The sequence below is a fragment of the Pseudomonas canadensis genome, assembly GCF_030980095.1.
Classification (GTDB): Bacteria; Pseudomonadota; Gammaproteobacteria; order Pseudomonadales; family Pseudomonadaceae; genus Aquipseudomonas; species Aquipseudomonas canadensis.
Map to the genome: position 1 here is coordinate 1174525 of NZ_CP133298.1, position 13112 is coordinate 1187636.

The window sequence follows — 13112 nt, forward strand, 5'->3', positions numbered from 1 at the left end:
AGATGCATCATTTCAGATTTGGTAACAGTGACAGAACGTCGCTGCAAAGGGCCCTGCAAAACCTGCAGGAGCCGGCTTGCCGGCGATGGCGGTTTCAAGGACGCCATCGCCGGCAAGCCGGCTCCTACAGGTTAGAATTGCGGTGTTTTTAGAAGGTGGTTCGAACGCCGAACTGCACACTTCTACCCGGCGCCGGTGCAATGTCGCGCAAGATCGAGCTGGCATACCGCACAGTCTGGTTGGTCAGGTTTTCACCGTTCACGAACGCCAACCACTGACTGCCACCCATGTTGAAGTGATAACCCGCGCTCGCCCCCAACGTGGTGTAGCCATCGGTGCCACTCTCGTTGTCCGGCACTCGGCCTTGGCCCGCTGCATGTTCCACGTCAATGCGCGCCTGCCAGCGGTCCAGTTCCCACAGCAAACCGCTGTTCAAGCGCAGCGGTGCAATACGCGGCAACGCTTCGCCGGTGTCCAGGTTGGTGGCGCGGGTGTAGTCGCCCGACAACTCCAGCGCGAACTTACCGTAGGCGCTTTCGCCAAGTTTCCAGTGATCCTGGGCTTCGAAGCCGGCGAAACGTGCGCGCACGCCGGAGTATTTGTACTCAGGGATGCCGCCTGCGTCTTCTTCACCTTCATCGTTCAGCGTGCGACCGCTGCCCAGCAGGCCTATGTAGTTGGAGAAGCGGCTGTAGAACACGCCGAAGCTGCCCTTGTGAGTACCATTGTCAAAGCGCAGTGCCAGGTCGCTGGACACGGCTTTTTCTTTCTTCAGGTTGGCATCGCCCAGCTCGTAGGTGCCGGTGGCGACGTGGGCGCCGTTGGCGTACAGCTCGTAGAAGGTCGGTGCGCGTTCGGTGTAACCCAGAGTCGCGGCCAGGGACCAGACCGGCGTGAGGGTGTAGACCGCACCGGAAGACAGGCTGCCGGCGGTGAAATCGTTGGATTTGTCGGCACCGGCAAAGCGTGCGTTGCCCTTGGCGTCCGGGTCGACGCTGGTGTGCTCTAGGCGGCCGCCGAGGCTGAGTTTCAGGCGTTCGGTGGCTTGCATTTCTTCGAGGATGAACAGCGCGCCGGCCGTGGTGTCGGTCTGCGGCACGAAGGCTTCTTCACCGAGGGCCGAGAACTCGTTGCGGGTTACTTGTGCGCCAACCACGCCATCGAGCGGGCCGATGGGCTGATGGCGGGCTTCAACACGCGCTTCGTAGCCTTTGTTCTTGAAGATCGTGCCGGTTTCGCCACCTTCGATTTCGCGGTGTTCGTAGTCGGTGTAGCCGGCATCGAGTTTCACCGAGGTAAACGGGCCTTGCAGGTTTCGGATTTCCGACGCAAACGCGTAGTGATCCTGCTTCATGCGGATACGCACGTCCTGCTCGGCCGGCGAGCCGTAGTTCGCGTCGTAATTGCTGTAGGACAAGCCGGCATAACCGTCGTCCCAGGTGTAGGAACCGCCCACGGCCCCGCCGTCCTGGCGTCCGTCACTGTTGCCCAGGCGCGCGTTTTTACCCGGAGTGTCTTCGGTTGCCGGCGCGTGCCGACTGCGTGCCTGGCCGGGGATTTTCAGGTCATTGAATTCCCGCGCGTTGGCGTCCAGGTGCAAGGCAAAGGTGCCGTTACCGGCTTCCAGTCTGCCCGCGCTGCTGCGGGTGGTGTCGGCGCCGCCGTAGCGCAGTTCACCGGCACCGTGGATGCCTTCGATGGCCTCGGTAGGGATGCGGTTGTCGAAGGTGTTGACCACACCGCCGATGGCGCTGCCGCCATACAACAGCGCCGCCGGGCCGCGCACGATTTCAATGCGGTCGACGTTGACCGGGTCCAGTGGCACTGCGTGGTCGTAAGACAGCGACGACGCATCCAGCGCGCCCACGCCATTGCGCAGGATGCGAATGCGGTCGCCATCCTGGCCACGGATGATCGGCCGACTGGCGCCTGGGCCAAAGTACGAAGACGACACGCCCGGTTGTTTGTTCAGGGTTTCGCCGAGACTACCTTTTTGTTGCAGGGTCAGGTCATCGCCTTCCAGCACGGTGGTGGGCGAGGCGAGCTGTTCACTGCCCAGCGGGTTGCCGGTGATGACTTGGGGCTGCAGCTCAAGCGCGTGGGCTTCGGAGCAGATCAACAGGGCGGCGGCAAGCGGGGAAAGGCGCCACAGAGAGGAGAAAGACATCAGACACATTCCTTGGCAAAACGACTAAAAGACTCGTAAGGTATGGTTACAATATAACATCTCTTTTTCGTTGAGAACGGGAACTTTTTTCTTCGTGCTAAAGTGACCGGCTGTATTTCTACTTTTTGTAAAGGCCTGGCATGACCGCGACAAGCAACGACCCACTCCACGGCGTGACCCTGCAGCACGTCCTCACCACCCTGGTGGAACATTACGAATGGGAAGGCCTTGCCGAGCGTATTGATATCCGCTGCTTCAAGAGCGACCCCAGCATCAAGTCGAGCCTGACCTTCTTGCGCAAAACTCCGTGGGCGCGGGAGAAAGTCGAAGGGTTGTACGTGAAACTGATGCGCACCAAACGCCCGCTGGATTGAACCCATGAAGCGGTTAGTGGCAGCTGCGGCGCTGGCTGGTTGGGCAGGGTTGGTGATTCAGCAATACCTGATTTTTTATTCGCGCTGGGAGTCTGGCGCCAGCCTGCTGGGCGGGTTGATCAACTTTTTCAGTTTCTTCACCGTGCTGACCAACACCCTGGCGGCGGTGGTGTTGAGCTATGCGTGGGTCGACCGCGATTCAGCCGCAAAGCGGTTTTTCCTTGAGCCCAAAGTCAGCAGTGGGGTCGCCGTGAGCATCGTGGTGGTGAGCCTGGCCTACAACCTGTTGCTGCGGCATTTGTGGCAGCCCGAAGGCTTTCAGTTTATTGCCGACGAATTGCTGCACGACGTGATGCCGGTGCTGTTTTTTATCTATTGGTGGCGGTGCGTTCCCAAGGGCAACTTGCAGCTCAAGCACGTTGCGGGGTGGGTGATCTACCCGCTGGTGTACTTTGGCTATGTGCTGCTGCGCGGGGATTTACTCGGGCAGTATCAATACCCGTTCATTGATGTGGGGACTCTTGGTTATCCACAGGTGTTTGTGAATGCCGGGGGGATATTGGTGGGGTTTTCACTGATTGCGTTGGCAGTAGTAGGGTTGGACAGGTTTCTGAAACCACCACAAATCTAATGTGGGAGCCGGGCTTGCCCGCGATGGCGGAGTGTCAGTCGACAGATGCACCGCTATCGCAGGCCAGCTTCCACATTTGATCTTCAGTGTGTTCGAGGCGCCTAGTCTTCTTCGCTGCCCTCGGCACGCCAGTAGCCCACGGCCTTGAGAAACTCTTCATTAACCTTGTGGGTATCCAGCAACAGCCGCCGCACCTGGCGTGACAGCTTGGACTCGGTGGCGACAAAGCTGTACAGCGAGCCACTGGGCAGCGTCAGTTTCTGCACGGTATCCAGCAGATCATCCTGGCCGCGAATCACCCAGATCACCTCAACATCGGCAGCACTCTTCAGTGCCTGCTTTTCAGCCGCATTGGCGATCTCAAGCACTGCCAGCACCTTGCGCCCCGCCGGCAGTTCTTCCAGGCGTCGCGCAATGGCGGGCAGGGCGGTTTCATCGCCGATCAGCAGGTAGCTGTCAAAGATGTCCGGCACGATCATCGAGCCCCGTGGCCCGCCGATGTACAGGTGCTGGCCGACCTTTGCCTGCTCGGCCCACGTGGAGGCCGGGCCATCGCCGTGCAGCACGAAGTCGATATCCAACTCACCGATGCTCAGGTCAAAGCGACGTGGCGTGTAGTCGCGCATGGCCGGCTGTGGGCCGTCGCCCTTGATGGTGAAGGCCGGGCTTTCCAGCGCGGCCTGCTCGGCGGCGTTCTGTGGAAACAGCAGCTTGATGTGATCGTCGGCACCCAGGCTGACAAACCCCGCCAGCTCTGGCCCGCCCAGGGTGATGCGACGCATGCGCGGTGTGATGTCGACCACCCGCAACACTTGCAGGCGGCGGCGTTTGATTTCGTGGGTCACGCGGTGGATGGCTTGAGTATTCATTGGTCTTTCCCGTCGGCAATGGCTTGAGCGGTGCGATTGAGCAGCGCCGCGACACGAACGATTTCTTCCGGGCTCCAGCGCCCGTGGTGCGAGTGCAGGGCATGACGCACGTTATGTACCGCCTCATGGATTTCCGGTGGGCGGTCATGGCCGCGCAGTGAGCGCTTGCTCACGTCGATGCGCATGCGCACGCCGTCCAGGGCGACCTGTTGCTCGCTTATGAAGAGACGACCGGCGTCGGTGATTGTGTAGCGTTTTTTTCCGCCATCGGCGTCGCCCTGGATCAAATCGCTTTCTTCGAGGAACGTCAGGGTCGGGTAAATCACGCCAGGGCTGGGGCTGTAGGCGCCGTCGAACAGGCTTTCGATCTGGCGGATCAAGTCATAGCCGTGGCAGGGCTGTTCGGCGATCAACGCGGGCAGCAGCAATTTCAAATCGCCGGGCGCAAATACCCGTGGACCGCGACCGCGGCCGGAGCGCGGGTCAAAACCGTCGCGCGGGTGAGGATGGTCTCGCATGGTAGGAGCCTCTGTGTGTGTCTAGATATAACGTAAGATATATCTTATCTTCGACGCAAGGGCTTTCGACAGACGGTCTCCCAGTGCTCGTGCATGCTTTGATGTGTGGTTGGGATGTCCCAAATCATCGCTATTGATTTTTAGTATGTGTAATCCAGCTCTTACATACTGTTTCTACATTGAGTTTTTACAACTAACGTTCGTGTAGTTCAATTCTTACAGGCATTTCTCAAGTTTTGGCAAGTTGCCATACTTTTCCTATATCTCTCGGTATAACAAGGCTACGCCGCTGTCTGAATTGCCCGGCTTACGTACTCAACGTATCAGATGGAAACTTACCTCGCCTCGAACGGATGCTGATTTGCAATACAAATAGTTGGAAAAGTTGCTTCGCGCTTAATGGCGTGATTCACACGTTCATCTGTATCAAATCAGACGCTATATCCCGATCGATGCTGACTGAGTCCTACGCACTCCTGCGGCAGGGTTTCTCTATGACATTCAATACTGTGTGAGTACGTGCAAATGAAAACCAAAATGAAAACTGTGCTGTTGTCTATCGGGTTGCTGGCGGGTTCGGCTTCCGTTGCTCATGCGGCCGATGGAACGGTGACGTTCGTGGGGTCGGTCCACTCGGGTGCTTGCTCGATCAAGCCTGACTCTGTCGATCAGACAGTCAACCTTGGTGCGATTGCCAAACACCAGTTGGAAGCGGGCGGCAAGTCTGAAGCACGGCGCGTGCTGATCGAGCTTGAAGGGTGCGATTTGAGCGGCCTCACCGATAACACAGTCACCACGACTTTCACGGCGACACCATCAAGCGCCGTTCCCGGTGCAATCGGTACGGTGGGAGGCGCGGGCAACGTGGGCATTATGATGACCCATGGCAGTAAACCTATCGAGCTGGGTGTCGCTACCACTCCGCAAGCTATTTCCACCGGTAATAACACGTTGGAATTCGGTGCCTATGTACAAGGCGCCGCGACCGCGCCAATCGTCCCTGGTGAATTCAGCGCAGTCACCAACTTCACCTTGGCTTATCAGTAAGTTTTCCCCCCGCCACTGCGGTGGTGGGGGGAACTTGGCGGGAGATAAAGGTGAACAAAGTTATAAGTCTCGCTATTGCCTCTTCATTGACGATGCTCATCAGCTCTTGCGCTGTCGCCCAGGCGCCTGCGCAAGGCGAGGGTGTGGTCACGCTCGCAGGTGAAGTTGTCGACTCAGCCTGTGGGCTGGAACTGGCCAGTGTCGATCAAGCCATCGAGATGAACCCCGAGCCCATCGGTCGGCTTTTGCGAAGCGGGCGGGGGGAAATCCATCCCTTCCAGTTGCGTCTGGTTAATTGCTCATTGACGCGTCCTGACCCTTCGCGGCCCGGGGCGAGCCTGCCGGACTGGCAGCACATGCGTGTGACGTTTGATGCGCCTACCGACAGAGAAGGGCGCTCGTTTGCTCTCTTCGGCAGCTCGCAGGGAGTGGCTCTGCATATCGAGGACGCTGCGGGCCAGGAGAGTGTCCCGGGTGTGCCGATGGCGCTGCTTCCGTTGGTGGCGGGCGATATGACACTTCACTACACGCTGCGCCTGGTTGGCAACGGATTACCGCTGGCAGCCGGGCCACACAACGCCGCAGTGCGGTTCAAGTTGGAATACTTTTGAACATTGATGGGCTGCTTGCATGTTGAATACATCGAAGGTCAGAAATACGCTGCGCCCAAGCCTTTTTGGCGGGTTGATATCACTGGCGGGTACGGCATTGGGTGCCGGGGATATCGAGTTCAATACCGACGTTCTTGATCTGAGTGATCGCTCCAATATTGACCTGTCTCAGTTTGCGCGCAGCGGGTTCATTCTGCCGGGTACTTACTCGATGGTCGTGCAGATCAATACTCAGCCTCTGTCTGAGCAGTCGGTGGCGTTTTATCCACCGGATAATGATCCCAAAGGCAGTCAAGCCTGCTTATCACCAGGCCTGGTGGAACAGTTGGGCCTCAAGGCGTCCGGCGCGGCCAGCCTTACCTGGTGGAAAGGCGGGCAGTGCCTGGATACTCAAGGCTTGCCAGGCATGGAGGTCAGTGGCGACCTGGCTACCGCCACGCTGAGCATCAGCCTGCCCCAAGCTTACCTCGAGTACAGCGACATTAACTGGGACCCACCCTCGCGTTGGGATGAAGGGGTGCCGGGATTGCTCGTTGACTACAACCTGACCGCGCTGTCCAGCTACCGAAAGAACGACGAGGCTCGTAACAACCTCACGGGTAACGGAACGCTCGGGGCCAATGCCGGGGCCTGGCGCCTGCGGGCAGATTGGCAGGGACGTGTCGAAAAAGGCCGCGACGCGGCGCCCAGTCCTCAGCGGCTGGAGTGGAGCCGTTACTACGCTTATCGCGCCATTCCTGCGCTGAAAGCCCGCTTGGTGGTGGGCGAAAACTACCTGTATTCGGACCTGTTTGACAGCTTCCGCTTTACCGGTGCCGCCCTCAATTCGGACGAAAGCCAGTTGCCGCCCAACTTGCGCGGTTACGCGCCGGAAGTGGTCGGGGTGGCCAAAACCAACGCGAGGGTGATCATCAGCCAGCAGGGCCGTGTGCTCTATGAAACGCTGGTTGCGGCCGGGCCGTTTCGTATCCAGGACCTGAACGACGCCGTCACCGGCAGGCTGGATGTGCGGGTCGAAGAGCAGGACGGCACGGTACACACCTCCCAGGTCGATACCGCAGGCGTTCCCTACCTGACGCGCCCGGGGCAAGTCCGTTACAAACTGGCGACGGGGCGACCGTCCAACCTTCAGTACGGCGCGGATGGCAACTTCTTCGGCAGTGGCGAGTTTTCGTGGGGCATCAGTAATGGCTGGTCGCTGTTTGGCGGCGGTATCACCGATAACAACTACCGCGCGTTGACGGCCGGGGTTGGTCGTGACCTGTTGGCGTTTGGTGCGGTGTCGCTTGATGCCACTCAGTCCCGTGCAACGGTGTGGAACGAGACGCTCTCGGGCAAATCCTACCGCCTTCAATACTCCAAGCACTTTGAAGAGTACGACAGCCAAGTCACCTTTGCCGGTTACCGGTTTTCCGAGAAGAACTACTTGAGCATGAGCGAATACCTCGATGCTCGCCATTATGGGCGCAACGGTGAACTCGCCGGGCCCGGCGTGAACGGATCCTGGAAACCGATCGGCGGCAGCAAGGCCCTGTATACCGCGACGGTCAACAAGCAATTTCGTGACCTGAGCACCACCGTTTACGCCAGCTACAACAAGCAGACGTATTGGGAGCGGCCCGCCACTCAACGCTGGAACCTGTCGGCATCACGCTACTTCAATGTGGGTACCGTAAAGAACCTGAGCTTGTCCCTGAACCTGTACCGCACGCTGGATTACAACTACAAGGACAACGGCATGGCGCTGACGGTCAGCCTGCCATTGGGCAGCACCGGCACGCTGTCGATGGACGCTAGCAGAGGCGCAGGCAAAAACCGTTTTTCAACGCGCTACAGCGATCGCCTCGATGAACGCAACAGCTACCAACTCAGCGCCGGCAATAGGTCCGCCAGTGGTTACCTGAGTCATATCGGCGACTACGCCGACATCAACCTCACCGTCAGCCAACAAGAAGGTAATTACACCAGCCTCAGTGCGTCGGCTCGCGGTGGCGGCACGCTCACGCCTTACGGTGGAGCGCTGCATCGAACCAACAGTACTGGCGGCACCCGTCTGATGGTGGATACAGGCGGTGTGTCTGATGTGCCTGTGCGCGGTTACGGCACGCCGACGCGCAGCAACGTTTTCGGCAAGGCGGTGATTTCCGATATCGGCAGTTACCAGCGTACGGCGGCCAGTGTCGACCTGGAAAGTTTGCCGAGCAACGTCGAAGCCACTCAATCCGTCACGCAACTGACCCTCACCGAAGGGGCCATTGGTTATCGCTCCCTGGACGTGATTGCCGGTGAGAAGGCCATGGCGGTGCTGCGCCTGCCGGATGGCAGTTCACCGCCCTTCGGCGCGGTGGTGAAAAACACAAAACAGCAAGACACCGGGATCGTGAATGACGGCGGGCAGGTTTACCTGAGCGGCATTCAGGCGGGCGAAGCGATGACCGTGAGTTGGGGAGGAAGCGAGCGATGCACCCTCACGCTGCCCGTCGTTTTGCCGGCCGACGCCTTGACCGATGCCCTGCAACTGGGCTGCCGCCTGGCCGCCACTGATCAATCTGCACCTGAACCAGCCTCGCTGACCGGGAAGCCTACCGACACGGAGAACACATCCTCATGAAGCTGAACATGCGCCTCTCATTTCAGGCCTTAATGCTGCTGGCCCTTGGCTTGAGCCAGAGCGTCAACGCCGCTGTTGGCCTGGACCGTACCCGCGTGATTTTTGATGGCAGCAAAGATGCCACCAGCGTGAACATCACCAATAACAACACCCAATTACCGTATTTGGCTCAAGGCTGGATCGAGGATGAAGCGGGCAAAAAAATCACTTCGCCCTTGATCGTGCTGCCACCGGTCCAACGCCTGGAGCCTGGGAAACAGAGCCAGCTGAAAGTGCAGGCGCTGCCAGCGGCCAAGTCGTTACCGCAGGACCGCGAGACGGTCTTCTACTTCAATCTGCGGGAAATTCCGCCGCGCAGCGACAAGGCCAACACCCTGCAAATTGCGCTGCAAACCCGGATCAAGTTGTTCTACCGACCGCAAGCCATCACGCCGAGCCAGCAAGACTTGTCGAACCCTTGGCAGCAAAAGCTGACCCTGACCCTCGCCGGCGAGCGTTATCAGGTGAACAACCCGACGCCTTACTACGTGACCCTGGTGGATGCGCGCAGCACCAAAGACGGCAAAACCGTGCCGGGCTTCGAGCCGCTGATGGTCCCTCCCAAAGGTGCATTGACCCTGGGGCCAACGGCCAAGGAACTCGGCACCACCCCTCACCTCGCCTACGTGAATGACTACGGTGGACGCCCGCTGCTGGCTTTCACCTGCACCGGAAGCGCTTGCACCGTGAGCGCGCAAGTATCGCCTGATAAGTAGCCCCTGCTGCTGGAGAACGTCATGAAGTTGCAGATTGTGAAGGGCTTGGGCGGCCTGTTACTGGCCATTGTCGGGCCAGCGCACGCTGAGGATGTCGAGGGCATGAATGGGCGGTTGAACGTTACCGGGGCGATGCATGAAACGCCGTGCAGCCTGGAGATGACCTCGCTGCATCAAACGATCGACCTGGGCGCGGTGTCGGCCAGCCAGTTGCAACGGCCCGGCGATCAAGCAAAACCGGTGGCGTTTCAATTGCGCTTTACCGACTGCCAGCGCACGGCCGGCAGCATCCGCAGTGAGCGTACGGGGAGACTGACTTGGAGTGCCTTTCAACCGGTGTTGTCGGTGGCTTTTTTCGCGCCCGCCGATGACGAGGATTCACGCCTGGTCAAAGTGCAAGGCGTGACCGGGATGGGCCTGCAATTGACCGATGCACTGGGGCGCGATGTACAGCTGGGTTCAAGGGGCGAACCGTTGTTCTTGCCGCTGGGCAGCAACACCCAGACCTGGCTTGTACAGCCCACACGCACCGCAGCCGCGTTGACCAGTGGGGCCTACCGGGCCGTGGTGGATTTCAGGCTCAACTATGAGTAAGGGCAGAACGATGGCTAAGTTAACCCTGCTTTTTGGTGGCGGCCTGCTGTGGGCTGTCAGCCAAGGTGTGCAGGCCAACAACACCAATTTGACTATCCGTGCGGTCATCATCGCGCCGCCGCCGTGCGTCATCAACAGCGGCACGACCCTTGATGTGCCGTTTGGCAATGACCTGCTGACGTCACGGGTCGACGGGGTGAATTACCGCCGTGGCGTGCCCTATACCGTCACCTGTGATTCGCCTTTCAGCAACGCCTTGACCCTGGAACTCAAGGGCACGGGTGCTGCGTTTGATGACCGCGTGCTCGTGACCCGCAAGCCGGACCTTGGCGTAAAGCTGTTCGTGAACGGTGCCGACTGGCCGCTCAATACTGCCGTGAATTTTACCTATCCAAACTTTCCGGTGGTGCAGGCGGTGCCCGTCAAGCGCGCGGGCAGCACACTGACGGGAGGGGCCTTTGATGCGACCGCCACCCTGGTGGTCGACTATCAATGAAGAGGAATGATCAATGACCTTTTGGCAGCCACGAGCGTTGCTCGCCTTGTGCTCCATCGGCCTGTGCAGCGGTGCGTCGGCCAACCTGACCTTTAGCGGGACGCTGAACGAGCCGCCGCCCTGCACGATTGACGCCGGAAACACGATTGAAGTGGATTTCGGAGATGTCGGGGTCAAGCGCGTCGACGGTGTGAAGTACCGCAGGGGGATCGCTTACACCATCAGCTGCGGCCCGGCCACGCTGCCGTGGGAACTGAAGCTGAGCGTAAACGGTACACCAACGCCGTATGACGCCTCAGCGGTGCAGACCAATGTGCCTGCGCTGGGCATCCGGGTGTATCAGAACAACGTGCCGTTTCCACTCAATACGCGCTTGGACATATCCCTGCCAACACCGCCGGTATTGGAAGTGGTGCCGGTCAAACAGCCCGGTGCAACGCTGGTCCCCGCGAGGTTCGCAGCAGTGGCCACGTTGTTGGCCGAGTACGAGTAGGAGCTGAGTCTATGCGACATGAAAAGGTTCATAAGGCTTGGTCATGTGCCGGGCTGGCGTTACTGCTGACCTGCGGGCTGATGCCCGAGGCACAAGCGGCGGACAACCTGAGCTTCAAGGGCAACCTGGTTGAACAAGCCTGCACCCTGCGTCCCGGTGACGAGGCAATCACCTTCGAACTCTGGGACGTGACCAGCAAGCACCTCTACCTCAACACACGTTCACAAGGCAGGGATTTCAAGCTGCACCTGGAGGACTGCGACACCACGATTAGCAACACGGTCACTATCCAGTTCGGCGGCAGGGAAAACACCGCGCTACCGGGGCTGTTCGCGCTGGATGGTGGCAGTGGCGCCTCGGGTATCGGGGTCGGCTTGGAGACGCCAAGCAACACGCCATTGCCTCTGAATGCCGTCAGCGATGAACAGGTGTTGAGCAATGGCAGCAATGTGATCGAGCTCAAGGCCTACGTGCAGGGCGAGCCGCAGGCCATCAGCGATCAAACCATCGGGCACGGCACCTTTACGGTGACCTCCACGTTTACGTTGGACTATCCGTAAGCGCCTCAGACAAACCTTAACCCTCGCCTGGGCGGCTGTTCACTACGCACGCCAGGGTAGAGGAGCAACGAGAGATCAAAATGAAACGACTTTATGGCGTCATGACGCTGCTCGTCCTGATTTCGTTCACTGCGACCGCAAATGCAGCCAGATGCCGTGTGAATGGTGGGCCGTGGGCCGAGATTGTTGGAGAACTCCCTCTACAAGTTCCTGTGACCGTTACCCTGGCCGCAGACCGTACGCGGATCACGATGGAGGGGGCACGACTTGAATGTGGATTCTCCAGAGACTCGCAGACCCCGACCTCGCGGGTGGATTTCTGGGCGACCGGCAGCGCGACAGGAACGCCCTGGATACCGGGTCCAAAATTCGCCAATCAGGGCGCTGGTTTGCGAATCCTAGGTGGGCACTACAATATTCCTATTGCGCATGGTATTCGGGTCGCCACGCTGCCTGACGACTTGCGTGGTTATCCGGTCGACGTTACGCCCTATATTCTGGTGCGCAACGATCCGGCCAACCCAATCGATATTCGAACCGGGGATATGCTCGGGACGCTACGTCTCGCCGCCACGAACAACTACGACGCAAGTGTCGCGAGCATCTCGGTCAGGTACATTGCCGCCAACAACTTCACCGTCTCCCCCTCGGCGTGCACGATCAACAATAACAACCCGATCGAGATCAACTTCGGCAACGTGCACCAGCGCGGAATCGGCACCGACCCGCTGACAACCACCATTCGCGTCGACCGCAGGCTTACCTACACTTGCCCGGACGGCGGGATTACCACACCGATAACCATCTCCTACAAAGGCACCCCGTCATCGTTCAACACACACCTGTTGACAATGACCAATCCGGACGTAGGCACGGCTCTTGTTCGTGCGGGGTCTGCGGTTCAAGTCAACGGTTCGTTCCTCACCCGTATTACCAACAGTGTTGGCGGCGACGACGTGACGTTTACGCTTGTTCGAAGACCCGGGTCGCTACCTGCCGCCGGGCCCATCAGTGGCAGTGGTGTACTGGTGATGGGCGTGCCCTGACGCTCCCGTTAGGCTGATGCCCCTTCCCATGCGCATGGAGCCAGTGCGATGAGCACCCTTGCCTACGAGCCGATGCTGTCCAACGGTGCCAACACGATTGCGCTGAAGGTCATCTTCAATCAACAAGCGCAGGGCCTCAGCCCTCAGCGGGTAGTGGAGGAAGGTGAGGCGAAAAATGGCAAACGCTGCTGCTGGAAATCGCCGCGTTGAAGCTCGATGACGGTTATGTGCCGGGCCAGTATTTTGGCAATGTACAGATTATTTTCGATGCGTTGCGCCCATGAACGGAGTACAGCGTTTGAGCACCTGGACAGCGAGCAGGCTGATGCAGCTCACCGGC

15 protein-coding genes are annotated in these 13112 nt (G+C 59.3%); 12 read left to right on the forward strand and 3 right to left on the reverse strand.

Annotated elements, in window-relative coordinates:
- Positions 1-148 precede the first annotated feature (148 nt).
- Positions 149-2167 (reverse strand): TonB-dependent receptor, encoded by a 2019-nt coding sequence (locus RB216_RS05315; protein WP_068937007.1) that lies wholly within the window; start codon positions 2165-2167, stop codon positions 149-151.
- Positions 2168-2307: 140 nt separating this feature from the next.
- Here RB216_RS05315 and RB216_RS05320 point away from each other — a divergent pair, with 140 nt between their 5' ends.
- Together RB216_RS05320 and RB216_RS05325 are read left to right on the forward strand one after the other, a co-directional pair.
- Positions 2308-2541, forward strand: a complete 234-nt coding sequence (locus RB216_RS05320) for a VF530 family protein (RefSeq protein WP_012722427.1) — start codon at positions 2308-2310, stop codon at positions 2539-2541.
- Positions 2542-2545: 4 nt separating this feature from the next.
- Positions 2546-3172, forward strand: a complete 627-nt coding sequence (locus tag RB216_RS05325) for a Pr6Pr family membrane protein (protein WP_308908390.1) — start codon at positions 2546-2548, stop codon at positions 3170-3172.
- A 101-nt stretch (positions 3173-3273) separates the two neighbouring features.
- On the opposite strand, the gene RB216_RS05330 is transcribed toward RB216_RS05325, so the two are convergent.
- Both RB216_RS05330 and RB216_RS05335 read right to left on the reverse strand, forming a co-directional pair.
- Entirely contained in the window at positions 3274-4041 is a 768-nt protein-coding gene (locus RB216_RS05330) for a siderophore-interacting protein (protein ID WP_028619009.1), read from the reverse strand.
- Positions 4038-4559, reverse strand: coding sequence for a PadR family transcriptional regulator (locus tag RB216_RS05335; protein WP_028619010.1), 522 nt, complete (start codon positions 4557-4559; stop codon positions 4038-4040). Before RB216_RS05335 ends, RB216_RS05330 begins: the two co-directional genes overlap by 4 nt.
- A 537-nt stretch (positions 4560-5096) precedes the next feature.
- On the opposite strand from RB216_RS05335, the gene RB216_RS05340 reads away from it, so the two are divergent.
- The 10 genes from RB216_RS05340 (at position 5097) to RB216_RS05385 (ending at position 12982) form a co-directional block, all read left to right on the forward strand.
- Positions 5097-5606 (forward strand): fimbrial protein, encoded by a 510-nt coding sequence (locus tag RB216_RS05340; protein ID WP_084651069.1) that lies wholly within the window; start codon positions 5097-5099, stop codon positions 5604-5606.
- 50 nt (positions 5607-5656) lie between these two features.
- Positions 5657-6217 carry a fimbrial protein gene (locus RB216_RS05345; RefSeq protein WP_028619012.1) on the forward strand — a complete coding sequence of 187 codons (561 nt, stop codon included), beginning with the start codon at positions 5657-5659 and terminating at the stop codon, positions 6215-6217.
- Positions 6218-6236: 19 nt separating this feature from the next.
- A complete protein-coding gene (locus tag RB216_RS05350) occupies positions 6237-8828 on the forward strand; it encodes an outer membrane usher protein (protein ID WP_164673114.1) in 2592 nt (863 codons plus the stop codon).
- Positions 8825-9583: a fimbria/pilus periplasmic chaperone gene (locus RB216_RS05355; protein ID WP_028619013.1), complete on the forward strand. Its 759-nt coding sequence runs from the start codon at positions 8825-8827 to the stop codon at positions 9581-9583. Before RB216_RS05350 ends, RB216_RS05355 begins: the two co-directional genes overlap by 4 nt.
- A gap of 21 nt (positions 9584-9604) precedes the next feature.
- The gene (locus RB216_RS05360) at positions 9605-10177 is read left to right on the forward strand and encodes a fimbrial protein (protein WP_028619014.1); all 573 of its coding nucleotides are present in this window, start codon (positions 9605-9607) and stop codon (positions 10175-10177) included.
- A 10-nt stretch (positions 10178-10187) separates the two neighbouring features.
- Entirely contained in the window at positions 10188-10673 is a 486-nt protein-coding gene (locus RB216_RS05365) for a fimbrial protein (RefSeq protein WP_028619015.1), read from the forward strand.
- Between the two features lie 13 nt (positions 10674-10686).
- Positions 10687-11166: a fimbrial protein gene (locus tag RB216_RS05370; RefSeq protein ID WP_308908391.1), complete on the forward strand. Its 480-nt coding sequence runs from the start codon at positions 10687-10689 to the stop codon at positions 11164-11166.
- A gap of 11 nt (positions 11167-11177) precedes the next feature.
- Complete coding sequence (locus RB216_RS05375) at positions 11178-11726, forward strand: fimbrial protein (protein ID WP_308908392.1); 549 nt, start codon at positions 11178-11180, stop codon at positions 11724-11726.
- 80 nt (positions 11727-11806) lie between these two features.
- Positions 11807-12772, forward strand: a complete 966-nt coding sequence (locus RB216_RS05380; RefSeq protein WP_122814816.1) for a fimbrial protein — start codon at positions 11807-11809, stop codon at positions 12770-12772.
- A 48-nt stretch (positions 12773-12820) separates the two neighbouring features.
- Positions 12821-12982, forward strand: coding sequence for a hypothetical protein (locus RB216_RS05385; RefSeq protein ID WP_305383737.1), 162 nt, complete (start codon positions 12821-12823; stop codon positions 12980-12982).
- Positions 12983-13112 lie beyond the last annotated feature (130 nt).

Coding starts and splice junctions, on each gene's coding strand:
- RB216_RS05380 (WP_122814816.1), top strand. CDS start 11,807: ATGAAACGACTTTATGGCGTCATGACGCTGCTCGTCCTGATTTCGTTC.
- RB216_RS05355 (WP_028619013.1), top strand. CDS start 8,825: ATGAAGCTGAACATGCGCCTCTCATTTCAGGCCTTAATGCTGCTGGCC.
- RB216_RS05360 (WP_028619014.1), top strand. CDS start 9,605: ATGAAGTTGCAGATTGTGAAGGGCTTGGGCGGCCTGTTACTGGCCATT.
- RB216_RS05350 (WP_164673114.1), top strand. CDS start 6,237: ATGTTGAATACATCGAAGGTCAGAAATACGCTGCGCCCAAGCCTTTTT.
- RB216_RS05325 (WP_308908390.1), top strand. CDS start 2,546: ATGAAGCGGTTAGTGGCAGCTGCGGCGCTGGCTGGTTGGGCAGGGTTG.
- RB216_RS05370 (WP_308908391.1), top strand. CDS start 10,687: ATGACCTTTTGGCAGCCACGAGCGTTGCTCGCCTTGTGCTCCATCGGC.
- RB216_RS05320 (WP_012722427.1), top strand. CDS start 2,308: ATGACCGCGACAAGCAACGACCCACTCCACGGCGTGACCCTGCAGCAC.
- RB216_RS05330 (WP_028619009.1), bottom strand. CDS start 4,041: ATGAATACTCAAGCCATCCACCGCGTGACCCACGAAATCAAACGCCGC.
- RB216_RS05340 (WP_084651069.1), top strand. CDS start 5,097: ATGAAAACTGTGCTGTTGTCTATCGGGTTGCTGGCGGGTTCGGCTTCC.
- RB216_RS05335 (WP_028619010.1), bottom strand. CDS start 4,559: ATGCGAGACCATCCTCACCCGCGCGACGGTTTTGACCCGCGCTCCGGC.
- RB216_RS05365 (WP_028619015.1), top strand. CDS start 10,188: ATGGCTAAGTTAACCCTGCTTTTTGGTGGCGGCCTGCTGTGGGCTGTC.
- RB216_RS05375 (WP_308908392.1), top strand. CDS start 11,178: ATGCGACATGAAAAGGTTCATAAGGCTTGGTCATGTGCCGGGCTGGCG.
- RB216_RS05315 (WP_068937007.1), bottom strand. CDS start 2,167: ATGTCTTTCTCCTCTCTGTGGCGCCTTTCCCCGCTTGCCGCCGCCCTG.
- RB216_RS05385 (WP_305383737.1), top strand. CDS start 12,821: ATGAGCACCCTTGCCTACGAGCCGATGCTGTCCAACGGTGCCAACACG.